General features: G+C 47.0%; 23 protein-coding genes. 21 read left to right on the forward strand and 2 right to left on the reverse strand.

What is annotated here, in order from left to right; genetic code table 11:
• The first annotated feature begins 370 nt into the window (after positions 1-370).
• The 7 genes from ACI4WN_RS01640 (at position 371) to ACI4WN_RS01670 (ending at position 6,852) form a co-directional block, all read left to right on the forward strand.
• Positions 371-688, forward strand: a complete 318-nt coding sequence (locus tag ACI4WN_RS01640) for a PTS sugar transporter subunit IIB (RefSeq protein ID WP_439776692.1) — start codon at positions 371-373, stop codon at positions 686-688.
• A 36-nt stretch (positions 689-724) separates the two neighbouring features.
• Positions 725-2,158 (forward strand): PTS sugar transporter subunit IIC, encoded by a 1,434-nt coding sequence (locus tag ACI4WN_RS01645; protein WP_439776693.1) that lies wholly within the window; start codon positions 725-727, stop codon positions 2,156-2,158.
• 85 nt (positions 2,159-2,243) lie between these two features.
• Positions 2,244-2,576, forward strand: coding sequence for a PTS lactose/cellobiose transporter subunit IIA (locus tag ACI4WN_RS01650; protein WP_439776694.1), 333 nt, complete (start codon positions 2,244-2,246; stop codon positions 2,574-2,576).
• A gap of 65 nt (positions 2,577-2,641) precedes the next feature.
• The gene (locus tag ACI4WN_RS01655) at positions 2,642-3,517 is read left to right on the forward strand and encodes an ROK family protein (RefSeq protein ID WP_439776695.1); all 876 of its coding nucleotides are present in this window, start codon (positions 2,642-2,644) and stop codon (positions 3,515-3,517) included.
• The gene (locus tag ACI4WN_RS01660) at positions 3,517-4,905 is read left to right on the forward strand and encodes a glycoside hydrolase family 1 protein (RefSeq protein ID WP_439776696.1); all 1,389 of its coding nucleotides are present in this window, start codon (positions 3,517-3,519) and stop codon (positions 4,903-4,905) included. The genes ACI4WN_RS01655 and ACI4WN_RS01660 overlap by 1 nt, the downstream gene beginning before the upstream one ends.
• Positions 4,906-4,985: 80 nt before the next feature.
• The gene (gene manA / locus ACI4WN_RS01665) at positions 4,986-5,948 is read left to right on the forward strand and encodes a mannose-6-phosphate isomerase, class I (protein ID WP_439776697.1); all 963 of its coding nucleotides are present in this window, start codon (positions 4,986-4,988) and stop codon (positions 5,946-5,948) included.
• A gap of 31 nt (positions 5,949-5,979) precedes the next feature.
• Positions 5,980-6,852, forward strand: coding sequence for an ROK family protein (locus ACI4WN_RS01670; RefSeq protein WP_439776698.1), 873 nt, complete (start codon positions 5,980-5,982; stop codon positions 6,850-6,852).
• Positions 6,853-6,887: 35 nt separating this feature from the next.
• On the opposite strand, the gene ACI4WN_RS01675 is transcribed toward ACI4WN_RS01670, so the two are convergent.
• A complete protein-coding gene (locus ACI4WN_RS01675; protein WP_439776699.1) occupies positions 6,888-7,976 on the reverse strand; it encodes a helix-turn-helix domain-containing protein in 1,089 nt (362 codons plus the stop codon).
• Positions 7,977-8,099: 123 nt separating this feature from the next.
• Here ACI4WN_RS01675 and ACI4WN_RS01680 point away from each other — a divergent pair, with 123 nt between their 5' ends.
• The 9 genes from ACI4WN_RS01680 (at position 8,100) to lacG (ending at position 18,756) form a co-directional block, all read left to right on the forward strand.
• Positions 8,100-10,877, forward strand: coding sequence for a family 78 glycoside hydrolase catalytic domain (locus ACI4WN_RS01680; RefSeq protein WP_439776700.1), 2,778 nt, complete (start codon positions 8,100-8,102; stop codon positions 10,875-10,877).
• A 1-nt stretch (position 10,878) separates the two neighbouring features.
• On the forward strand, positions 10,879-12,090 hold the full coding sequence (locus tag ACI4WN_RS01685) for an MFS transporter (RefSeq protein ID WP_439776701.1): 1,212 nt from the start codon (positions 10,879-10,881) through the stop codon (positions 12,088-12,090).
• Positions 12,090-12,980, forward strand: a complete 891-nt coding sequence (locus tag ACI4WN_RS01690) for an alpha/beta hydrolase (protein ID WP_439776702.1) — start codon at positions 12,090-12,092, stop codon at positions 12,978-12,980. Before ACI4WN_RS01685 ends, ACI4WN_RS01690 begins: the two co-directional genes overlap by 1 nt.
• Before the next feature lie 16 nt (positions 12,981-12,996).
• On the forward strand, positions 12,997-13,236 hold the full coding sequence (locus ACI4WN_RS01695) for a SemiSWEET family transporter (RefSeq protein WP_439776732.1): 240 nt from the start codon (positions 12,997-12,999) through the stop codon (positions 13,234-13,236).
• Positions 13,237-13,550: 314 nt separating this feature from the next.
• Complete coding sequence (locus ACI4WN_RS01700) at positions 13,551-13,910, forward strand: PTS lactose/cellobiose transporter subunit IIA (RefSeq protein ID WP_439776703.1); 360 nt, start codon at positions 13,551-13,553, stop codon at positions 13,908-13,910.
• Positions 13,911-14,238: 328 nt separating this feature from the next.
• Positions 14,239-15,093: a PRD domain-containing protein gene (locus tag ACI4WN_RS01705; protein WP_439776704.1), complete on the forward strand. Its 855-nt coding sequence runs from the start codon at positions 14,239-14,241 to the stop codon at positions 15,091-15,093.
• Positions 15,093-15,452, forward strand: coding sequence for a PTS lactose/cellobiose transporter subunit IIA (locus ACI4WN_RS01710; protein ID WP_008460623.1), 360 nt, complete (start codon positions 15,093-15,095; stop codon positions 15,450-15,452). The genes ACI4WN_RS01705 and ACI4WN_RS01710 overlap by 1 nt, the downstream gene beginning before the upstream one ends.
• Before the next feature lie 62 nt (positions 15,453-15,514).
• Positions 15,515-17,254 (forward strand): lactose/cellobiose PTS transporter subunit IIB, encoded by a 1,740-nt coding sequence (locus tag ACI4WN_RS01715; protein ID WP_439776705.1) that lies wholly within the window; start codon positions 15,515-15,517, stop codon positions 17,252-17,254.
• A 53-nt stretch (positions 17,255-17,307) separates the two neighbouring features.
• Complete coding sequence (gene lacG / locus ACI4WN_RS01720) at positions 17,308-18,756, forward strand: 6-phospho-beta-galactosidase (RefSeq protein ID WP_439776706.1); 1,449 nt, start codon at positions 17,308-17,310, stop codon at positions 18,754-18,756.
• A gap of 213 nt (positions 18,757-18,969) precedes the next feature.
• Here lacG and ACI4WN_RS01725 read toward each other — a convergent pair whose 3' ends face one another.
• Entirely contained in the window at positions 18,970-19,725 is a 756-nt protein-coding gene (locus ACI4WN_RS01725; RefSeq protein ID WP_439776707.1) for a DUF1129 family protein, read from the reverse strand.
• Between the two features lie 252 nt (positions 19,726-19,977).
• Here ACI4WN_RS01725 and ACI4WN_RS01730 point away from each other — a divergent pair, with 252 nt between their 5' ends.
• The 5 genes from ACI4WN_RS01730 (at position 19,978) to ACI4WN_RS01750 (ending at position 23,790) form a co-directional block, all read left to right on the forward strand.
• On the forward strand, positions 19,978-20,472 hold the full coding sequence (locus ACI4WN_RS01730) for a PTS sugar transporter subunit IIA (protein WP_439776708.1): 495 nt from the start codon (positions 19,978-19,980) through the stop codon (positions 20,470-20,472).
• A gap of 24 nt (positions 20,473-20,496) precedes the next feature.
• On the forward strand, positions 20,497-20,814 hold the full coding sequence (locus tag ACI4WN_RS01735) for a PTS fructose transporter subunit IIB (protein WP_439776709.1): 318 nt from the start codon (positions 20,497-20,499) through the stop codon (positions 20,812-20,814).
• A 61-nt stretch (positions 20,815-20,875) separates the two neighbouring features.
• On the forward strand, positions 20,876-22,294 hold the full coding sequence (locus ACI4WN_RS01740; protein WP_439776710.1) for a PTS galactitol transporter subunit IIC: 1,419 nt from the start codon (positions 20,876-20,878) through the stop codon (positions 22,292-22,294).
• A 48-nt stretch (positions 22,295-22,342) separates the two neighbouring features.
• On the forward strand, positions 22,343-22,597 hold the full coding sequence (locus tag ACI4WN_RS01745) for a hypothetical protein (RefSeq protein ID WP_439776711.1): 255 nt from the start codon (positions 22,343-22,345) through the stop codon (positions 22,595-22,597).
• A gap of 200 nt (positions 22,598-22,797) precedes the next feature.
• The gene (locus ACI4WN_RS01750) at positions 22,798-23,790 is read left to right on the forward strand and encodes a tagatose 1,6-diphosphate aldolase (protein WP_439776712.1); all 993 of its coding nucleotides are present in this window, start codon (positions 22,798-22,800) and stop codon (positions 23,788-23,790) included.
• Positions 23,791-23,909: the final 119 nt, after the last annotated feature.

Consider the following 23,909-nt stretch of genomic DNA (forward strand, 5'->3'; position numbering starts at 1 on the left):
CTTTTAATAATTCGAATTATGAGAGACGAAGAACTAGTTGAGTCAATTTTAGGGAAAATTATGAGAAACAGAGGCGCAGTTGAGTAAAGATAGAAGCTCATTATGAGAAAAGCTCCTGCAGTTGAGTAAAGTCGTGTAGCGATTATGAGAAAGGCTTCTGTAGTTGAGTAAAAAGTTGCCGCGATTATTAAAAAGTCTGGTTCAGTTGAGTCAAAGTTGCGGCTGCGCTTGTCCTAGTTACCAAAACCACCAAAATAAAAACCATATTTTTCTAAAAAGAACTAGACATTCTATTTCAAAGAGTATATACTATGGATTGTAAGCGATAACAGATAAAAGCGATTGAGATATTTTTTAGGAGGTAATTAGAATGGCTGAAAAGACAGTAATGCTTTGTTGCTCAGCTGGGATGAGCACTAGCATGCTCGTGAAGAAGATGCAGGAGGCTGCTAAGAAGGACGGTTTGGACTACGAAATCTTTGCTTGTCCAGCCGCTGAAGCCGACACTAACTTGGAAAACAAGAACATCAGCTGCGTCTTGCTGGGGCCACAAGTCCGCTACATGTTGGCCGACTTTGAAAAGAAGGTTGAAGGCAAGAACATTCCAGTCGAAGTTATCGACATGGCGGCGTATGGCATGATGGACGGCGAAAAGGTAGTTCAACAAGCCAAGAAGCTGGTTGGTTAGTGTAAAAGGTTAAAGTAAAAGATTGAGGAAAAAGTGATGAGTACTGATACTAGTAAGAAGGGCGGCTTTAGCGAGTTCGTTAACGCTAAAATCTTGCCGCCAATCATGAAGTTCGTTAACACGAAGGCTGTTAAGGCCCTTCAAGATGGGATGGTTTACTCCCTGCCATTCATCATCATCGGGTCTATCTTCTTGATCATGTCCAACTTCCCAATTCCCGCAGTTTCTACGGCATTGGCGAACAGTGGCTGGTCAGCCTTCTTTAGTCAAGCCTACGCGGCCAGCTTCGGGATGATCTCCATCTGGTCCGTTGTCGGGATTGCCTATGTTTACATCAAGAATGAAAAAGTTGAGCCACTTCCAGGTGCCTTAACTGCCCTGTGTGCCTTCTTCTTGCTCCAATTCATGCAAGTTGACAGTCCAATGAAGGCAGCTTTGTCCAGCGGTATTTCTAACTCAGCTGGCAAGGTTGTGGTAACTGGCTCAGCTGTGACCCAAAACTTGGATAAGCTGCCAAGCGCCATGAAGACCTTTATTCTGTCACCAGTTACTGGCGTTTTGAACACTTCATGGATGGGTGGCCAAGGCATGGTCGCTGCCATCGTCATCGGCCTGTTGGTTGGCTGGACATACAGCGTCATGATGAAGAAGGGTTGGGAAATCAAGCTGCCTGAACAAGTGCCAGCCAGCGTTTCTAAGCAATTCTCAGCCATGATTCCAGCCGGCATCATTTTGACGGTCTGCATGCTGCTCTTCGCAGCCTTCAAGCAATTCGGCAACACTGACATGCTGAACTGGATCTACAAGGTTCTGGAAATGCCAATGCAAGGCTTGTCCGACTCATGGGGCGGTGCGATCGTCATCGGCTTGGCCGTACCATTCTTCTGGTTCTTCGGCGTTCACGGCGGTTTGATTGTTGGTTCTGTAGCCAGCGCCTTCTTGCTGCCAAACACCGCAGCCAACGCTGCTTTGTACCACGCAGGGAAATTGTCCCTGGCTAACGGTGCCCACGTCATCACCAACGAATTCTACAACAACTTCATCAACTTAACTGGTTCAGGGATCACCATTGGTTTGGTTGTCTTCACGGTCTTCTTTGCTAAGTCTCAACAAATGAAGGCCATCGGTAAGATCGAACTGGTACCTGCCATCTTCAACATCAACGAACCATTCCTGTTCGGTCTGCCACTGGTTATGAACCCATTCCTGGCTGTTCCATTCTTCGGCGTACCGCTGATCGTCAGCCTTTCAACTTACGGCTTGATCAGTGCCGGCATCTTGCCACCACTGAACGGGGTTGCTGCACCATGGACCACGCCAGCCGTTCTCTCCGGCTTCTTCATCGGTGGCTGGAAGATCGCTATCTGGCAATTCTGCGTCTTGGTCATCTCCACTCTGGTTTACTTCCCATTTGCCAAGAAGTACGACCAAGAATTGCTGAAGCGGGAACAAGCAAGTGCTGAAGCCTAAGCAGAAGCTTTTTTAAAAAAGACTCTACATATCAAAATCTTATTTCTACGAAACACGACATCTTTCTCAAACATTAGGTATTAAAATGAGTGAAAACACAACTGAAGAACAAGCAATGCAATCAATTATGGGTCTAATCGTGAACGCCGGCAACGCCCGGGCCTTTGCCAAGGAAGCGATTGACGCTGCCCACCAGGGCGACTTTAAAACTGCCAATGAGAAGCTCGACGAAGCCAACAAGGCGCTCGTTGACGCCCACAATTCTCAAACTGCCATGCTGACTAAGGAAGCTAGCGGCGAACACATTCCTGTAACTTTATTATTGGTTCACTCTCAAGACCATTTGATGACGGCAATTACTTACATTGACCTAGCCAAGGAATTGGTTGCCGTTTACGAAAAAATGGCCCAAAAGTAATTAACGAAACGGCCCAGCATCAAGTGACGCTTGGGTCGTTTTTTTTGAAAAAATCGAGGTTAAAAATGGCATTAGCAGCAATTGATATCGGTGGAACGACGATCAAGTTCGCCCTCTGGCAAAAACGCGAATTGACTGACAAGCACGCGGTGGACACGCCGGACAACTTGGCGGACTTCTACCAGGCTTTAAAAGCGGAAGTGGACAAGTTTAAGGAAAAAACCAATGTGACCGGCGTAGCGATCTCCTCACCTGGTGCGGTCAACAAGAAGACCGGCGTGATTGAAGGGGCCAGCGCCCTGCCTTACATCCACAACTTTCCGATCGTACCGGAATTGGAAAAGCTTTTTGGCCTGCCGGTATCCATTGAAAATGACGCCAACTGCGCAGCGCTTGCGGAATTGGCCGAAGGGGCCGGGCAGGGGCACGATTCACTCGCCTTCCTGGTCATCGGGACCGGGGTTGGCGGCGCCTTGATTGTCAACCGGCAGATCTGGCACGGCGCCCACCTTTACGGCGGAGAATTCGGCTACCAGACGACCGGCGATGCCGGGCTAACCTTGAGCGAGGCGGCTTCGCCCGTCCAAATGGCGGCGCGGTACAACGAAGCCACAGGTAAAAACTGCTCTGGCAAGGAGGTCTACGACCTAGCCAAGGCCGGCGATCCCGCCGCTTTGAAAGAGCGCACGCGGTCAATTAGGGCGCTGGCCAACGCCATTTACAACCTCCAGCACGGCTTTGACCCCGAGAAGGTCATCATCGGGGGCGCCATTTCTAATAACCCAGACCTGTTGCTTTTACTAAATGACGAAATCGCTAATATCAGAAAAGAAGTTAAGATCGCAACTGTTAAGCCAGACCTGGCCGTCTGCCAGTACCGCGGTGAAGCCAACTTGCGCGGCTGCGTCTACGATTTTGAACAAGAACATGGAGAAGAATAATGATGAAATTTCCTGAAAACTTTGCCTGGGGCGCAGCTACCTCAGGTCCCCAATCAGAAGGCCGCTTTAACAAGCGCCACCGCAACGTTTTTGACTACTGGTACGACACTGACCCCCAAGCCTTTTACGCTGGGGTCGGGCCAGACACGGCGTCTAATTTTTACAATGACTATCAAAAGGACCTGCCTTTGATGCGGGAGGCTGGGATTAAAAATCTGCGGACCTCCATCCAGTGGTCCCGCCTGATCGACGACTTTGAAACGGCCACGGTGGACCCCGACGGCGCCAAGTTCTACAGCGACATGATCGACTGCATGATTGCAAATGGCATCACGCCTTACATCAACCTCTGCCACTTTGACATGCCTTATGAATTGCAAAAAAAGTACGGCGGCTGGGAGAGTAAGCACGTGACGGACCTTTTTGCCAAGTTCGCTGACAAGGCCTACGAGCTTTACGGCGACCGGGTGAAGCACTGGTTTACTTTTAACGAGCCAAAAGTCATCCTGGACGGGGGCTACCTTTACAAGTTCCACTACCCGCTGAAGGTGGACGGGCCCTTGTCAGTGCAGGTGGCCTACAACATCAACCTGGCTTCGGCTAAGGCCATTCAAAAGTTCCGCGCCCGCTTTAAGGGGGATGACCACACCATCGGGATTATCCTGAACCTGACGCCGGCTTATGCTAGATCTGAATCTGAAGGTGACCAAAAGGCTGCCGAATTTGCCAACCTCTGGTGCGTTGATCTCTGGCTAGATGCGGCCATCAAGGGCGTGTTCCCGGAAAAATTGACCCAAGTTTTGAAAAAAGACGGCGTCTTGTGGGAAGCAACGGATGAAGAATTAGCTCTGATCAAGGAAAACACCATCGACCTGCTGGGCGTCAACTACTACCAGCCAATGCGGGTGCAAGAGCCAGCCATTTCGCCTGAAAGCCTGCAAGACTGGATGCCTGACATTTACTTTGATAATTATGAGATGCCTGGCCGGGTGATGAACGTGGACAAGGGCTGGGAAATCTACCCCAAGGCCATCTACGACATCGCCATCAACATCCGTGATAATTACGGCAATGTGCCATGGTTTGTTTCAGAAAACGGTATGGGCGTTTCCAGAGAAGAACGGTTTATGGATGAAAACGGCGTGGTTCAAGATGACTACCGGATCAACTTCATCCGCAACCACCTAAAGTGGCTCCACCAGGGGATTGAAGAAGGATCTAACTGCAAGGGCTACTTCTTGTGGACGGCGATCGACTGCTGGTCCTGGATGAACGCCTACCGCAACCGCTATGGCTTGATCCGCGACGATATCCATACGCAAAAGAAGACGTTGAAGAAGTCCGGCTACTGGTACCGTAAGCTGAGCGATAGCAATGAGCTAGAATAAAAACTGCAATTTACCTTTAAAGTGGCTACTAAAAAGCTTACAATTAAAAAAAGCATGTTTTTAGGAGGATTTAGAGAAAAATGGCAGAACCACTATTTTTAGAGCCGGTTTTTCATGAAAAAATTTGGGGCGGCACTGGCCTGCGCGATGAATTTGGCTACGACATCCCGAGCGACCACACCGGGGAAGCCTGGGCAATTTCGGCCCACCCGCATGGCCCAGCCACCATCAAGAACGGCCCTTACAAGGGGATGAAGCTGAACGAACTCTGGGATGCTCACCGGGAGCTTTTTGGCAATGCGAAAGGTGACGTCTTCCCGCTGCTAACCAAGATTTTGGACGCTAACCAAGACCTGTCCGTCCAAGTGCACCCCGACAACGAATACGCCCGGATTCACGAAGGCGAACTCGGCAAGACCGAATCCTGGTACGTGATCAAGGCTAAGCCAGGTGCCAAGCTCTACTACGGTCACAACGCCCAAACTCGCGAGGAATTCGCCGACATGGTTCATGGCAAAGAATGGAAAAAGCTCCTCAGAACCGTACCCGTTCACGAAGGCGACTTTTTCTACGTACCGCACGGCATGGTGCACGCTGTCGGCAGCGGCATCATGGTGCTGGAAACCCAGCAATCCAGCGACACCACCTACCGGATGTACGACTTTGACCGGGTGGACAAGAAGACTGGCAAGCTGCGCGAACTCCACTTGCAGCAATCCATCGACACGGTTCAGGTACCATTTAAGAACCCCGTTTTGAACCACGAAGAATGGGACGTGGGCGATGTCCACGTGACCCAGTTCGTCATGGCTGAATACTTCGGCGTCTTCAAGCTGGACGTTAAGGGCAAGGGCGACTTTGAAATCAAGGACAACAAGTACCGCTTGATGTCCGTCATCGACGGCTCTGCCACCTTGACGGTTGATGGCCAAGCATATTCTTTGAAAAAAGGTGACCATTTGATTTTGCCAACCACAATTTCCTGCTATACTTTAGATGGAAGCGCAACAATTATTGCTTCAAAGCCAGGCGACGAAGCATAACTTGATTTTGACAGTATAGGAGATACACAGAATGACACAATTTGTTGGCAGTATTGAGGCTGGTGGTACCAAGTTTGTTTTAGGCGTGCAAAACGTGGAAAGCGGCGAAACGGTCGCAAGCAAGCGGGTGCCAACCACGACCCCAGCGGAAACCTTGGAAGCGTGCCGGGACTTTTTTAAAGAAAATCCAGTAAACGCCTTGGCCATCGGCTCCTTTGGCCCCATCGACATCAACCCGAACTCCAAGACTTTTGGCTACATTACCAAGACGCCAAAGCCAGGTTGGTCCAACACTGAGCTGAAGGGCTACTTTGAAAGAGAACTGGGCGTACCAGCCGTTTTGACGACTGACGTCAACGCCTCTTGCTACGGGGAATACATCGCCCGTGGCCGCGATAACGAAAAGACATACCTGTACATCACTATTGGGACGGGCGTGGGCGCTGGTGCCATCCAGCAAGGCCACTTTATTGGATACACCAACCACTCCGAAATGGGCCACATGCGGATCCCTAAGCGGGCTGATGATAACTACGAAGGCGGCTGCCCATTCCACGGGGATGCCTGCGGGGAAGGCTTGACGGCTGGTCCAACCTTGAAGGGCAGAACTGGCATCCCAGGCGAAGACCTGGACCGGGACAACCCAGTCTTTGATCTGATTTCTTACTACGTGGCAGAAATGCTTTACAACATCTACCTGACCATCCGGCCAGACGTGATGGTGGTCGGCGGCTCCGTTTTGAACGAAGGCGACATGCCAACTGTAAGAAAGTACTTCAAGGAAATGAACAACGACTACGTAGAAGTTGGCAACGTGGATGAATTGATCGTGCGGCCAATCGTGCCAAACAACGGCTCTGCAGTTTTGGGCTGCTACGAAATGGCTAAGGACTTATTAAAGTAATAAAAATCGCTAGCGTATGCTAGCGATTTTTTTGGTTACTTGTACTGCTTCCGGTAAGTCAGCGGGCTGATCCCAGCTAGCTTTTTAAAGGTGGTGGAAAACAGGCTCCCACTGGAGAAGCCGACATCATCGCAGATCTCGCTAAGGGTCCGATTGGTAAAAATCAGCTCGTGCTTGGCCTGGGCCACTTTGACCTGGTTGATGAAGGCGACCAGGGTCATCCCGGTCTCCTTTTTAAACAGGTGCTGGAGGTAGGAGCGGCTGACTGCCAGCCGGTCAGCGATTTCTTGGACACTAGTAATGTCTGCATAGTGGTGGTAGATGTACTCTTCGGCCTTGTAGACCAGGGGCGTCAGGCTCGTCCGGTTGCTGCGAGCGACCCGGTTGACAAAAATTTCCCCAATCGCCCGGGAATACTCGTAAAAGTTGGAGATAACTGTGTCCTTCTCCAGCCTGTTGATGATCTGGTCGCTCAAGGCGTAGGCCTCGCTAGCTGCTAACCCGCCCCGGATGGCAGCCCGGGTGTAGAGGGTGGTGGCGGAAATAGCCAGGTTCTTTTCCTGTCGCAGCTTGCCGGCCCCTAAAAGTCCAATATTCCCTTCTTTAATAAACGAGCGAAAGCGCTGATTATAAAGGTCTAAATTGCCCAGCTGAACAGCCTCCATGAGTTCCTGTTCAGCCAGGTAGCCTTCGTAATCGGCGCTTTTTTGCATGGGCTCAATCGTCAGATTTTCCCCAGTAAAAAAGCCTTGGTCGGTAAGCTCCGTTTGCGGCCAGGTGCGAAAAATTGCAAAATACAGGCTCTTCATTAAACTGGCAAACTGGTCAAAGCCAAGCAAGGGCGCCAGCCGGTCCAGATTGCCCTGACCAGCGATGGTGATATTGGCGTTCCAGCCGACGATAATTTTGTCTGCATAACGGAACTTGCCAAGGGAATTTTTGTTATCGGGCAAGAGCAGGTCCAGGTCGTTGACCTGCTTTAGGCATTTTTTGATAAAAATTTCCGGCAAATGGGGTGCCAGGGGCCGGATAAATTCCTGCTCTACCTGCCCTTGACCTGTTAGGACGTAAAGGTTAAGGGCGGTGCCGTCATGGAAGGTTTGGAGGAGTCGCTCAAGGTCCATTTTTTAAACCGCTTTCTTTTTGTGCACAAAAACTAAATAAATAGCATTTTTACGAAAAAATCCTGCTATGGATATCATACAATATCCACTGTAAGCGCTACAAGCGAAACAGAGGGATTATTAATGCAAATCAGCAAAATTGAAATCAACCACTTGGTCAAGCCGCTGGGCTTTGACCTGGGAAAGAAATTACACATCGCGGCTTTTCTGGACGAAGCCGTCCAGACTAACGAAATCGATAGACGCCTGGCAATCAAGCAGGGCGAAGCAGTTGTCTACGACAGCGGCTGGGAAGCAGCCACTGACTTGATCTTTGAGGACGTCGACTTAGCTTTAGTCCCAAGAAGCCGGTACATGGTGGAAGTGGCCGCCAAGATTAATGGACAAGAGCTTGCCGAAACCAGTTTTTTTGAAACGGGCTACTTGAAAGAAAAAATGGCCGGTGACTGGATTGGGACCAGCAAGTTGGACCTTCACTCCCTTATCTTAGAGAAAAAGTTTACGGCAGAAACGGTTAAAAATGCTCGTCTCTATGTCTCCGGCGTTGGCCTCTTTGAAGCCTACCTGGATGGGGAAAAAGTCGGCGACGAGTACCTGGCGCCAGGCTTTACCGACTACCGCTACTACGTGCAAAGAGCCAGCTACGACCTGACTAGTTTAGTTACGCCAGGCGACCACCTTTTGCGGATCGTTTTAGCAGATGGCTGGTACCGGGGTAAGCTGGGCTTGGCCCAGCACGGCGGGGTGCCAGACAACTATGGCAGCGAGCTCAAGGCGATCGCCGACCTGCGCTTAGCAAGTGCAGACGGTGAAGAAGTCATTGCCACTGATGATAGCTGGGACGTGGTGACGTCGCCAGTAACTCATTCCGGCATCTACTACGGGGAAGACTTTGACGAAACTATTTCCCGGCAAATCTTGGAAAAAGCGGTGGTGAAACAGGCTCCCGGCAAATACCTGTTGGACCGCCGCAGCCTGCCAATTACAGCCCACGAGGAATTTATTCCCCGGGTAATAATGACCCAAAGCGGCGACCAAGTCCTGGACTTTGGCCAAAACTTAGCTGGCTGGGTGGAATTCAAGAACCGCTTGCCTAAGGGCGACAAGGTCACAATCGACTTTGGTGAAATCATGCAAGATGGGGAATTTTACCGGGACAACCTGCGCTCAGCTAGAGCCCAATTTACCTATGTCAGTGGCGGGGAAGAAAAGTGGATCCGGCCACACTTCACCTACTTTGGCTTTAGATATGCCAAGCTGACTGGCTGGTCAGGTGATCTCACAGCCAGCGACTTTAAGGCTGTAGCCCTTTACTCAGACATGGCCGAAACGGGAAAGATTCAAACTGACAATGCCGAGGTCAACCGCCTCTTTGAGAACGTTAAGTGGGGACAAAAGTCCAACTTTGTGGATATCCCAACCGACTGCCCGCAGCGGGATGAGCGCCTTGGCTGGACTGGGGATGCGGCAATTTTTGCCCTAACGGCCAGCTACAACATGGATACTTACCAATTCAATAAAAAGTTTTCCTATGACATTGCCGTAGAGCAAAGCCGTCTAGCTGGCAAGGTGCCACTCTACGTACCATCCGTTGGCAACGATGACGGCGGCAAGGCCGTGTGGAGCGATGCGGCGACGATCATTCCTTGGGTCAGCTACCAAAGAAGCGGTGATAAGGCGATCTTGCGCCAAAATATTGGTGCCATGATGTCCTGGGTGGACTGGGTTCACGACCGGGCACTTGCTAACGGCAATGAGCACCTGTGGCTGGGCGATGACCAGCTGGGCGACTGGCTGGCCCTGGACACGGAAGACATCATGAAGCTGAAGGGGAAGACGCCAGACGACTTGATTGCCAGCGCCTACTACTACTATTCAGCCAAGATCGTTAGCCAGGCAGCGGAAGTCTTAGGGATGAAGCATGAATACCAGTACTACCGGCAGCTGAGCCGCCTGATCAAGGAAGCATTTATCAAGCACTTCTATACGCCAGACGGTTTAGCCATTGCCAACACCCAAACGGGTCTTGCTCTTTGCCTGGAATTTGGCCTGTATCCAGCAGCTGCCAAAAAGGGTCTGGTTAACAGCTTAGTAACCAAGATTGAAGGCAACCGCAACCACCTAGACACCGGCTTTGTTGGCACGCCGCTCTTGCTGCCAGCCTTAACCCACAATGGCCAAGAGCAGCTGGCCTTGCGCCTCTTTTTAAATACCGACTTCCCAAGCTGGCTCTACGAAGTGAAAAAAGGGGCCACCACTATCTGGGAACGGTGGAATTCCGTTGAAGAGGATGGCCACATTGCCAAAAACGGCATGAACTCCCTGAACCACTATTCAAGTGGGGCCGTGATGGCCTGGGCCTACGAAGACCTCGTGGGTTTAACGCAAGCAGGCAAAAATGTCATCTTCAAGCCGCTGATCAGCTCTAAATTTAAGGAAGTGGCCGGACAAGTTATGTTGCCAACGGGTCTGGTTAAAGCTAGCGTCAAGCTGGAAAAAGCCGACCAGGTAACTATTCTGCTTGAGATTCCCCTGGGCAGCCAGGTCAAGCTGGATCTGCCCGCCGGGCAAATGACCGTTAACGGGCAAGCTTTTGATGGTGAACTTTTGAAGAGCGGGAGCTACACGCTTCAGCTGCAGCTAGAAGCGCCAATCGTTGAAGCTTGCGACGTCCACACGCCACTGAAAGAATTTGCGAGCCACGCGGCTTTAACTGAAAAATTAAGCAAGTTGGTGCCATTCTGGGGCTTTTTAACCATTCCAGGCAACCTGGACCACTTCGGGCAATACTCGCTCTTCCAGTTAAGCCGGGAGATGCGGGGGATTGGCTTCAAGCCTTTTGAAGACAAGGATATCGAATCCATTAACCAAGTATTTAAGGAATATGCATTAGGTGAATAAGATGAGTAAAGAGAAAAATATTAACAGCTTTTGGACAAAGCTCTCAATTCTGCTATTGAACATTTTTACGGTTTCCAGCGGCGCTACCGCGGCAACTGTACCGGCCATGATCAAGGCCTTTCCGCAAACCGCGCCAACCTTGGTCGAATTAACCATGACAGTTTCTTCATTGGGGATTATCTTCTTCACCCCTTTGAGTAATGTCATTGCCGAAAAAATTGGCGTTAAGAAGACCATCTTGATCGGTTTGACGGTCTTGCTGATCTCTGGTGTAATCCCAGTTTTCTCCAACAATTTCCCACTGATTTTTGCTTCAAGAATCGGGGTCGGCGTTGGTACGGGGCTTTTGGCTTCATACTCCCAATCTTTGATCATCAGCCTCTACCAGGGCCAAGAACAACAACGCTTGATGGGTCTGTCCAGCGTGATCCAAGGCTTGGGGATGTTCTTGATGACTTTTTCCGCCGGTGTCTTGATGGGTCAAGGCTGGCACGCAGCTTACTGGGTTAACGCCATGGCTTTGCCAGTTCTCTTATTGGTAGCGATTTTTGTACCAAACATCTTGGGTAAGCATGAAGCTGGCCCAGCTGTTCAAGCAGAAAAGCCGGTTAACTCCAAGAAGGTGGACGGCAAGATTTGGCTTTTGGCGGCCTTCATGTTCTTCTTCAACTCTTCCTTTGCTTTCGTAACTATCAAGTTTGCGTCACTCGTTATCTCTAAGGGCTACGGTACTGCTCAAAGCGCCAGCACCTTGCTGGGCATCATGTCCTTTGCCATGGCAGCCGGTGGCTTCATCTTCATGGCCCTGCCACAAGCTGTTAAAAAGTTCTCACTCGCGATTTCTTTAGGTTCAGGCTTCCTGTCCTACCTGATTTTGACCATGTCTAACTCCCTCACTTTGAGTGGCGTCGGCATCGTGTTAAGCGGGATTGCCGTATCCATGACCATGGTTTCCTGCATGACTAACATTGGGATCTTCACTTCCCCAGCCCAAGTGCCATTCTCTACTTCCGTAGTCATGACTACGGCTAACATTGGACAGCTTTTGTCACCATACATTGCACAATTTTTGAGCAAGACTTTTAACAACGAAAGTCCAGAATTCACCTTCTTGTGCGGGACGATCGTCTTTGCTGCCCTCCTGGTAGTCGCAATTCTGATCGGGATCAACTTTGGCAACTTGAAGTTTAAAGAAGTAAAAGAGGCTAAATAATGTTAAGCGAACAAGCAAAGCAAGCAATTGAATTTTCTAGAAAATACATTAAGCCGGGACAGGCAGCACCGCTGACCCCAGAAATCGCCCTGGCTGCCAGAAAAGGCGCTGATGAAGGCAACAAGTACGACTTGCCAGAAGAGGTGACGCTGAAGGCGGTTGATGAAGGCGGCGTGAAGGGGGAATTTTACTTAAGAGCAGATTCACCGAAGGCAGTCTTGATGTTCCTTCACGGCGGTGCCTATGCGACAGGGACGGTTTACTCCCGCCGCAAGTTAGCCATCAAATTGGGCCAGGCCATCGGCAGCGGGATTGACGTCTTCGCGGTCGACTACACCCAGTACCCAGAAGGCCGCCATCCAGCTGCTCAAGAAGACGTGATGCGGGCTTACGACTGCCTCCGCGGGCTCTATGACCAAGTCCTGGTCTTTGGTGAAAGTGCCGGGGCCACCCTGGCCTTGACTCTGACTTTACAGTTAAAGGATGAAGGGAAAAAGCTTCCAGAACGAGTATCTGTTTTTTCACCAGTGATCAACCAGCTGAACGCCTCAGCTTCTGAATACCTGAGAACCGAACGCGATCCGATGCTGGTCGGCGCCACGGCTCCGGTACCATATTTTGACGAGCCGGCTAAGATTGATCCGCTGATTTCACCAATCTATGGCGACTTCACGGGCTTCCCGCCGTTGTTCATCAATTGCGGCAGCGAGGAAGTCAAGTATGACAGCAGTGCCATCTTGAACAACTTGTGCGAAAAGGCTGGCGTGGATGTACAGTGGCACGTTTGGCAAGACCTCTTCCATGTCTTTATCTTGTTCGACATGCCAGAAACGGATTTGGCGGTTAAACAGATCGGTGAATTTTTCAAGGCAGGGGTTAAATTTGACTAAGAAAGAAAAAAGATTCTTGCTGCTAGGGCGGGTAGCCTCGGCCATCTCCGTCTTGATGTATGTGTCCTACATTGCCCAGATCGCCAGCAACCTTAGTGGTCAAAAAGGGAATCCGGTGCAACCCCTAGTCGCCGCCATCAACGCTAGTTTGTGGGTGGCCTATGGCTGGAATGCGCCCAAGCGCGACTGGCCAATCATCGTGGCCAACGCTCCTGGAATTGTCCTGGGCCTAGTCACGGCAGTCACGTGTTTTTAACTTAAAGTTTCCTCTCCAAAAATAGTAATTATATCTCTCCGAAAAACTCAATTTAGGTATGTTAGGAGCCGGATCGGTGGATCCGGCTCCCTTTTTTGTGCGTTTCTGTGCTTTTTTGACAAAAAAGCAAAAAAACATCTTTGTAAGGGTTTACAGACCGAAAAGAAAGTGCTACCATATAGTTGTTCGGAAAACAGAAGAATAATAATCAAGATCAAAAAGTGGATTGTTACTATCCAATTAGGCAAAACCACATCTCTTGAACTATTTATTTAGTTTGAGAGGTGTGGTTTTTCGTTTGTAAGAGGTAAAAAATGGAAGACGAAAACAAGGAAATCACGAAAACCGATATTTCGATGACGGGCTTTGCGATCGTTGCCTACTCTGGGGATGCCCGAACCGCCCTGATCAAGGCGATGAAAGAAGCTAGCGAGGGCCACATTACGAAGGCCCGCGACCTAGTTAAGGAAGCCAACGATTCAATCAACGCTGCTCACAACGAGCAAACCAAGCTGCTGAGCAAGGAAGCTGGCGGCATGGATATGGACGTAACCTTTATTATGGTTCATGGCCAAGATACTTTGATGACGACCATGTTATTGAAGGATCAAATGGAAACTATCATTAATCTTTATGAAAGAATCAACAAGCTCGAAGGCAAAACGGTTGATTGATGTGATTGCTAAACTTGCATACTATTAATCGAAAAATGAAACAATAGCTAAGAATTCATGGCAATATTGATAAAAATACCTAAATATTTTTAAAAATTGCCAAATGATTAACTCAATAAAAATTAACATTTTTATTGTGTAAGTGTTTACAAACTGTTAACGAAGTGCTAGGATAATCCTTGCAGACTTAATGACTTAAATTGCGAATTGTTACTATTGAATTAGGCAAAACCGCACTCTGAAGGCCATGGGGAGACTATAGGCTGGGAAGGGCGGTTATTTTTTTGCCAAAAAAGGCATTTGAGTTAGGTAGGGGAGGAAGAGTCCTTTGAAAATAGCACAAGTTTTGAATAACAACGTAGCAGTTATCCAGGATAGAAGAGGCGTTCCGGCAATTGTCATGGGAAGAGGTATTGCCTTTGGCAAAAGGAAGGGCGATCAAATCGATCGTAAGAAAATTGAGAAGACCTTCAAGATGCATGATGAGCATACGGTTGAAGATCTCTCCGGCTTGCTAAAGGATGTCCCAGACAGCTTTGTTAAAACCAGCTATTCCCTGATTGAAGAGAGTCAGGAGAGATATGGCTTCAAAGTTGAAAGCTACTTATATGTAACTTTGACCATGCACTTGTATTCTGCTTACCAGCGCTTGAAAAAGGGCCGGTATCAGAAGAACTATGTTCTGCCAGACTTAGGCGAGAAGTTTCCGGTTGCTTATGAGATTGCCGATGACTTTTTAGCTGGATTTAAAAAGCAGCTCGGCATCGAATTCCCGGTTAGTGAACGCAGCAGCATTGCCCTGCATTTCATCAATGCTCATGGCGATCAGGTTAACCAAACGAAGACGGTCAACCACCTTGATGAAGAGATTATGGGTACGATCATTCAGGTGCTGAAGGCAGAGGGGATCAATAAGACGGATGAAAACGAGGATGATTTTAACCGCCTAATGACCCATATCAAGTACTATGTCTCGCGCTTGCAACACGAGCACTTTGAAGATCATGCTGATATCTCTATGCAGAGCGTTAAAAGCATTAGCAAGGATTTTCCGAAAGCAACAGAAACCGTCACTAAAATTGGTCAACTGCTTTTTGACAAGTATCAAATCCAGCTTTCTAAGATGGAAGGCTTGTACTTAATCATTCATGTTGAAAGATTAATCGAAGGAGCAAAGGAATAATGGAAGAAACCGAAGAAAAGGTAACCAAAGAAGAAATATCAATGACCGGTTTTGCCATCGTGGCTTATGCCGGGGATGCCCGAACGGCATTGATTAAAGCATCAAAGGAGGCGAGTCAGGGTCATATCAGCAAGGCTAGAGAGTTAGTAAAGGAGGCTAACGACTCAATCAACGCCGCCCATAATGAACAGACCAAGCTGCTGAGCAAGGAAGCCAGCGGCATGGATATGGATGTGACTTTCATTATGGTCCACGGCCAAGATACCTTGATGACGACCATGTTGTTAAAGGATGAGATGGAAACCATTATCGATCAATATGCCCGGCTGAACAAGCTGGAAGGCAAAGAAATCGATTAGGTAAACCGAAAAAATGAGAAGAATGTTGAAACATATCGTTTATTAACTAGAGGGAGAAACACATGCACGCTTTTGAAGCGAAAATGAACAAAATGAAGCCTGCATTCGCGAAGTTTGCGGCTAACAAGTACGTTTCCGCGATTCGTGATGGCTTTATCGCAGCCATGCCAATCATTTTGTTCTCAAGTATTTTTAGTTTGATTGCTTACGTACCTAACGCCTGGGGCTTTTACTGGCCAACTGCCGTAGCCAACGCCTTGACGGTTCCGTACAACTTCTCAATGGGTCTGTTGTCACTGTTCGTGGCTGCGACCTGTGCCAAGAACTTGACTGACAGCTTGAATGTTAAGCTGCCAAAAACTAATCAAATCAACACAGTTTCAGTTATTATGTCAGCTGAAATCTGCTTTGTCATTGTAGCGATTGTCACTAACCCTAAGACTGGCATTGACCTGACTTACATGGGGACTCAAGGCTTGGTTGCTGCTTACCTGGTAGGCTGCATCGTGCCAAATATCTACAAGTTCTGCATTGTTCACAATGTTAGAATTACCATGCCAGACCAAGTTCCACAAAACATTGCTCAAACCTTTACTGACATTTTCCCAATGCTGTTCTCAGTTGTTGTCTTCTGGGTTTTGAACCTGATCTTGCAAGGTGCTTTCCACGCAAACCTGTCACAATGCATCATCAACTTGCTGTCACCAATCTTCCACGCTAGTGATTCTTACCTTGGCTTGGCCTTGATCGCCGGTGCGATGGCCTTCTTCTGGTTCGTAGGGGTTCAGGGTCCATCCATCGTGGCTCCAGCCGTTTCCGCAATTGAAACCACCAACGTTGGCTTGAACACGGCCTTGATGCACGCTGGTCAACACGCTTCACACGTTTTGGCCGTTAACACCCAAGACTACATCATGAACATGGGTGGTACTGGTTCAACTTTAGTTTTGGCTTACATCTTCTTGCTTTTGTCTAAGTCGGCACAAAACAAAGCTGTAGGTAAGGCATCCGTTATCCCAGTAACGTTCTCAGTTAACGAACCAATCCTGTTCGGTGCCCCAATCATCATGAACCCAGTCTTCTTCATCCCATTCGTTGTAACGCCAATGGTCAACGTCATGCTTTTCAAGTTCTTCGTTGACGTTTTGAAGATGAACTCATTCATCGCAACCTTGCCATGGACGGTTCCAGCACCTATTGGTATCGTGGTTGGTACTGGTTTTGCCCCATTATCATTTGTTTTTGTCATCTTGGCCTTGATTTTAGACGTTTTGATCTGGCTTCCATTCTTCCGCGTATACGACAACGACGTTTACGCTCAAGAACAAGCTGCTTTGGCTGAAGAAGAAGCCGAAAAGAAGGCTGTCGCAACTACTGTTGCCGCTCCAGCCGCTGCAAGCTCAGCTGCTGTAACTGCTGCTAAAAACACTGAAACTAAGAAGGATGACTCAGCTGCAAGTGCCGACGCATCCAAGGTATTGAACAAAGACACCAACGTCATGGTTATCTGTGCCGGTGGTGGTACCTCAGGGATTTTGTCTAAGGCTTTGAACAAGCTGGCTGGTGAACGCAACTTGCCGCTACACTCAGTAGCCCGGGCTTATGGCCAGCACATGGACGTAATTGACGACATGGACTTGATCATCCTAGCACCGCAAATGGACTCCATGAAGGATAACCTGCAAGAAGTAGCGAACAAGGTTGGTGCTAAGTTAGTAACGACGACTGGTCGCCAATACATTGAATTAACGCAAAACAAGGACAAGGCCTTTAACTTTGTGGTCAACTCTTTGAAAAAGTAACAAATAACACAAAAAAGTAACTAAACAAAAGAGAAAAAATAGAGAAAGAAAAAATGACTGTATATCACTTACCTGAAGACTTTTACTTCGGTGGGGCTACTGCAGCCTACCAAGTAGAAGGGGCTACCAAAGAAGATGGCAAGGGGGAAGTAATCTGGGACAAGTACCTGCGTGAGCAGGGAACGATTAACCCCGACCCAGCTGCTGATTTTTACCACAGATATCCAACTGACCTGGATCTGTGCAAGAAGTTTCATATTAACGCGATTCGCGTGTCCATTGACTGGGCTAGAATCTTCCCTGAAGGGACGGGCAAGATGGAACCGCGCGGGGTTGCCTACTACCACAAATTGTTTAAAAAATGCCACGAAGACGGCGTAGAGCCTTTCGTGACCCTGCATCACTTTGACACGCCGCAAGCCTTGCAAGATAAAGGCGGCTGGCTATCAGCAGAAATGCTGGATGCCTTTGTCGACTATGCCAAGTTCTGCTTCAAGGAATTTGGCGACGAAGTAAAGTGCTGGATCACCATCAACGAACCAACTTCCATGGCGGGTCAGCAATATGTGTCTGGCACTTTCCCGCCGGCTTACACTAATGAATTTGCCAAGTGCTTCCAGGCTGAATACAATCAAAACCTGGTTCACGCAAGAATCGTCAACGCCTTTAAAGAAGGCGGCTATGAAGGCAAAATCGGCGTAGTTCACGCCTTGCAGACGGTTTACCCAGCTAGTCCAAGCGAAGGCGACAAGCACGCTGCAGCATTGAAGGATGCTCTGGAAAATCGCTTCTACCTGGATGGGACTTTGGCAGGCCATTATTCAGCTGAAACCTTAGCTTTGGTACGAGAAATCATTGAAGCCAATGATCAACAAATGATCGAAATCAAGCCAGAAGACGAAGAAATTCTGACTAAGGCTGCCAAGTCTTTAGACTTTGTTGGGGTCAACTACTACTTCAGCAAGTTTATGAAGGAATACCACGGCGAAAACGTCTTCCACCACAATGGCGGCGGTGAAAAGGGGACTGACGTCAACAAGATGAAGGGCGTCGGGGAAGAAGTTCACCCGGCAGACCTGCCAGCCACCGACTGGGACTGGATCATCTATCCAAAGGGGATGTACGACCAGCTCAAGCGGGTTCACGACAGCTATCCGGATGTTCCTGAAATCTACATCACTGAAAATGGGATGGGCTACAAGGACAAGTTCTTGGGACCAGACAAGGCGATCGATGATGCACCGCGGATTCAATATCTGAAGGCTCATATCTTGGAAGTGGCTAAGGCTATTCAAGATGGAATTCCGGTTAAGGGCTACTTTGTATGGTCCCTGCAAGACCAATTCTCATGGACTAACGGCTACTCCAAGCGCTATGGCTTGTTCTATGTCGACTTTGAAACTCAAGCTCGCTATCCTAAGCAAAGTGCCTACTGGTACCGCGGCTTAGCTGACAGCAAGGAAATTTCAACCGATGAGGAGGTGAAGGGCTGGACTTATTAACGATAAACTAGCATTTCTTTCCGTAACCTATATAATATCTAAAACTCAAAACTTATCGTACACATGATTTAGCAACACTCCATGTTGCAACATACTTACTTTTAAATAATCTCTTTTCTTATAGCTTTTCTAACAAACCTATTGAAAAAAGGTGAGTCGAATGACTCACCTTTTTTGTATGCATTAAAGATATCGAAAAGATAAAACTATTACTTATTTTTGCTTGACACGGTCACCAAAAAAGATGTGAGAAATCTGGAATTTACGCATTAAAGGGATGAGTAAAGCAACTGAAATAACGGTTACCACCAAATAAATCGCAGCTGGCAAATAAACATTGATTTTAGCCCAGTTAGCAGATTGTATGAACCAAATCCAAGCTAGAACAACAAGTAGACAAACAATAGACCACAGAGTTAAGTGACTGCGCTGAATTTTAGCAGCAACCAATTCTTTATAACGAGCGACGATATATCCCATAATCAGGGATAAAGTCAAGATTGTTAACCAGCCAATTTGCTTTGCTTGGTTCAGGTTGCCACTTTCGGTGAGCTCATATACGCCGGCTAATAGGGAAAAGATTCCTAGAAAAGCTAAAGAAGCAACGGTAAAGTATTGCCATTTTTGTGGTTTAACAACCTTTTTAACAGGTTTAAGCAGATCCTCAGCCTTTTCGGTTGGTGACATATGGTATAAGCCCTTAGCAGTCTCGCCTTGATCTTGAGCAGATACGATTTCAGCGAGAAGCTTCTCGCTTTTGCTTTGAGCATCAGCATCGTTTAATCCTTTATCTTCAAGTGCTTTTTGCAAGGTGTTAAAGTAGGCTAAATTCTTTTTAGTTAATTTTGAAATTAATTGAGCAGATGACAAGCGTTGCAGATGTTCGAAATTGTTTTCTTCTTCGCCAGCTCGATGTAATTTTTGCTGTCGTTTGCTTGAAATTTTCTTATTCTTCTCGCGAGCATTCATTTTGCTAATCCTCCTAATTATCAGCTTATTATACCAATTTCTATTATAGCGCTTTGTTTGTGAGGCTAAAAGCTATACACGTATAGAATGAAAGAAGAAAAGTGTAATGCAATGATGTGGAACAAAAAATACCAAAATGACACAAAAACTATTAAAATTCTGTAAGCGGTTAACTATAATAACAAGTGAATCGAACGAAAAGTAACAAAAACAATCAAAAAGCGTTCGACTGCGATGTGAAAGGAGTGCAAAATGTTGACAGAGGCAAAGCCAAGTCTGTTTGCAGAAGATGCGGTATTTATCAATGACAAAACTGATAAGAAAGCCGTTATCAGCGAAGTTTATCAAAAGTTGTTGGATCGAGGGTATGTTAAGGGAGACTTTATTGAACATATTCTTGATCGTGAGCGCCAATACCCAACAGGAATTGATACCTCACCAATTTCAAAAGATTTGCCGAATATCGCTATTCCGCATACGGAGGGTGAATTCGTAAACGCACGGTTGATCGTACCTATCGAATTAACCCATTTGGTAGAGTTTAACAACATGATTGAACCAGATAAGAAGTTATCTGTGAAGTTCTTGTTCATGATTTTGAACAATGATCCTGAAGGTCAAGCAAACATTCTTGCGCAAATTATGGACTTTTTGAACTCAACCCCGGTTGATCAACTGAAGGAATTGTTCAACTCCCAATCCACCGAAGAAATTTATCAATTTATGGTTAAGCATTTTAATAAGTAAGAGAAAAATTAGGAGGTACTTATTATGGCAAGACAAATTAAGCTTTTGGCAGCATGCGGTGCAGGCGTCAACTCATCACACCAAATTAAGGACGCAATTGAAGAAGAAATGAAGAAGCGTGGTCACAACGTTAAGTGTGATGCGGTAATGATCAAGGACGTTAACGAAGATATGTTGAACGAATACGATGCTTACCTGACCATTGCTAAGACCGACTTAGCTTTTAAGCCAAAGATCCCAGTAGTTGAAGCAGGGGCAATTCTTTACAGAATTCCAGCCATGGCTAAGCCTGTTTATGACGAAGTCGATAAGCTTTGCAAGAAGATCGAAGCCGAAGGCTAAGCGTTAGAGGCTTAAGAAAAAAGAAAAATTATTAATAAAAATGTTGGGAGGATGTTGACAAATGCAGGCGATTATTAATTTCGCGAATGCAGTCTTTAAGCCGCTGATCGACATGGGCGCACCAACAATCATGTTGGTTGTCCTGACGGTCATTGCTCTGTGTTTTAAAGTTAAATTTAGTAAGGCCCTCGAAGGGGGTATGAAGTTAGCCATCGCTTTAACGGCGATTAGTGACGTGATGACGATGCTGACCAATGCCTTCCAAGTGCCAATGAAGCAATTCGTTGAGCACACCGGGATTCACATGGATATCCTGGACATGGGCTGGGCGCCACTGGCTACTATTACTTGGGGTTCTCCATATACCCTGTACTTTTTGCTAGTTTTGATCATCTTGAACGCTGTAATGTTGATTTTGAACAAGACTAACACCTTGGACGTCGATATCTTTGATGTTTGGCACTCAGCTTTCGTTGGTTTGTTTAGTATGTACTGTGGTGCGCCACTTTGGTTGGCAACCTTGTTGATCCTCTTCATCGGTACTTTAAAGATCATCAATTCTGACTTGATGAAGCCAACCTTTAACGACTTGCTTGACGCACCAGACAGCAACCCAATGACCACGACTCACATGAACTACATGATGAATCCAATTATCATGGTCTTCAACAAGCTGTTTGACAAGATCTTCCCATGGCTTGACAAGTACGACTTTGACTCAGCTAAGCTGAATGAAAAGATTGGTTTCTGGGGCAGCCGTTTTGCGATTGGTGTTTACCTCGGGATCTTTGTTTCACTGTTAGCTGGTACCAATTTTACTACTGAAGCAGGTTGGAAGAGCATGTTCACTCTGTCCTTTACTGCTGGTACCTGCATTGAATTATTCTCAGTTATCGGTTCATGGTTTATTGCTTCTGTTGAACCACTTTCACAAGGTATTTCTACTTTTGCTACCGAAAAGTTCTCAGGCCGGACTTTCAACATCGGCTTGGACTGGCCATTCATCGCTGGTCGTTCAGAAATTTGGGCTGCATGTAACGTTTTAGCCCCAATCATGATGCTTGAAGCCATGGTTTTGCCAGGCAACAGATTGATGCCTTTAGGTGGGATCATTGGTATGGGTGTTGCACCAGCCCTGTTGGTTGTTACCCGTGGTAAGATCATTCGGATGATCATCATTGGTGCTTTGGAATTGCCTATCTTCTTGTGGGCAGGTACTTTGGTTGCACCATTTGTTACTCACGTTGCTCACCAAGTTGGTGCCGCAATTCCAGCTCACACCTTGGTATCAGACACCACGATGGAAGGGCCTATTGAAAAGTTCCTTGGCTACCTGGTAGGTAACGCTTGGAGCAAGCAAGGCATGTTCATTGTTTACGCATTACTTGCTTTGGCTGCTTACCTGTTGCTCTTTATGTGGTACGCAAAGCAAATGAAGAAGCGTAACGCTGAATACGCAGCTGCTAAGGAAAGCAAGTAGTCACTTTAAATCAATTAATTAATAGTTTTGCTTGGGGAGGTTTTTCTAATGAAAAAATCAAAGAAAGTTGCCACAGATGAGCTAGCAAGAAGAAATCGTGTCTTTCTATGGACGCTCTTCGTTATTGTCATCAATGCAATCAGTATTGCAACCAAGCTTTGGGTGTTTCAAGTAGTGGCGATGATTGGTACTGTCTATGCATTGTACAAGATCGTCGTTTGGGACAACAAGGGTAACCGCTATAGTCGCAAGTATTATGACTGGGCAGGTCATGCATTAGATAAATCTCAAAGCAAAAAGTAGTTAACTTTTTAGAAAAAGGGTGGGTTGAAAATATCCATTCTTTTTTATTTGTTCGATAGGAACATAAATAAACATATTTCGAAATAAAAAGAACAAAAGCCGTTGATTTTTTGAAAGCGTTTGACTATAATAAGAATTGAATCAAACAAAAAGAAACAAAAGTAAACAATGATTAATTTTTAAGTCAGGAGAAAAAATAGATGACTAAAATTACTAAAGAAGTAGCAGAACACTTGGAAAACTTGTCAACCAAAGATGGCGTGATTTCCGCCTTGGCCATTGACCAAAGAGGCTCATTGAAGAGAATGCTGGCTGAAGCAGCCAACAAGCCAGCCGATGAAGAAACCATCGTTGAATACAAGAAGGCTGTTTCAGAAGAATTGACCAAGTACGCTTCAGGTATCTTAACCGACCCAGAATACGGCTTGCCAGCAACCAAGGTTCGAGACAAGAACTGTGGCCTCCTTCTCTCATATGAAAAGACTGGCTATGACACCAGCGAACCAGGCAGAATGTGCGACTTGATCGAAAACCAATCAGGCTTGCGGATCAAGGAAGAAGGAGCTGACGCCATCAAGTTCTTGCTTTACTACGACCCAGATGAAGGCGAAAAGATCAACGATAAGAAGCACGCCTTTGTTGAAAGAGTCGGTGCTGAAGCTAAGGCTGTTGGCCTGCCATTCTTCTTGGAACTCCTTACTTACGATGCCAACATCGCTGACAACCAAAGCCCAGAATTTGCTAAAGTTAAGGCTCACAAGGTCATTGAAGCCGAAAAGGAATTCTCAAAGCCTCGCTACGGCGTAACGGTTTTGAAGGTAGAAATTCCATTTAACGTTAAATACGTTGAAGGCTTCAATGGTGACAATGAGGTTGTTTACACCAAGGAAGAAGCTAAGAAGCTTTTGAAGGAACAATCTGACGCAACCAACTTGCCATACATCTTCTTGTCAGCTGGCGTTACCTCAGAAGAATTTATCGCTGAAATCAAGATGGCTGAAGAAGCCGGCGCTAAGTTCAACGGCGTGCTGTGTGGCCGGGCAACTTGGAAGCCATCAATCAAGATCTTCGCTGCTGAAGGCGAAGAAGCCGGCCGTGAATGGATGCGGACTCAAGGCAAGGAAAACATCGAAAACCTGAACGCAGCCTTGAGCGGTGCTAAGAGCTGGCGCGACAAGCTGGATGTTGAATAAGTAGCATTCGGTACACATCATACATAATTTATCCGTTTCTAAATACTTTAACTTTCTATCTAGCTTTTTAGCTAATAACTCATTTATTGCTTTACACATTTACTAAATGATATTTTTCT

Origin of the sequence: Lactobacillus sp., assembly GCF_051893255.1 — a bacterium.
Lineage (GTDB): Bacteria > Bacillota > Bacilli > Lactobacillales > Lactobacillaceae > Lactobacillus.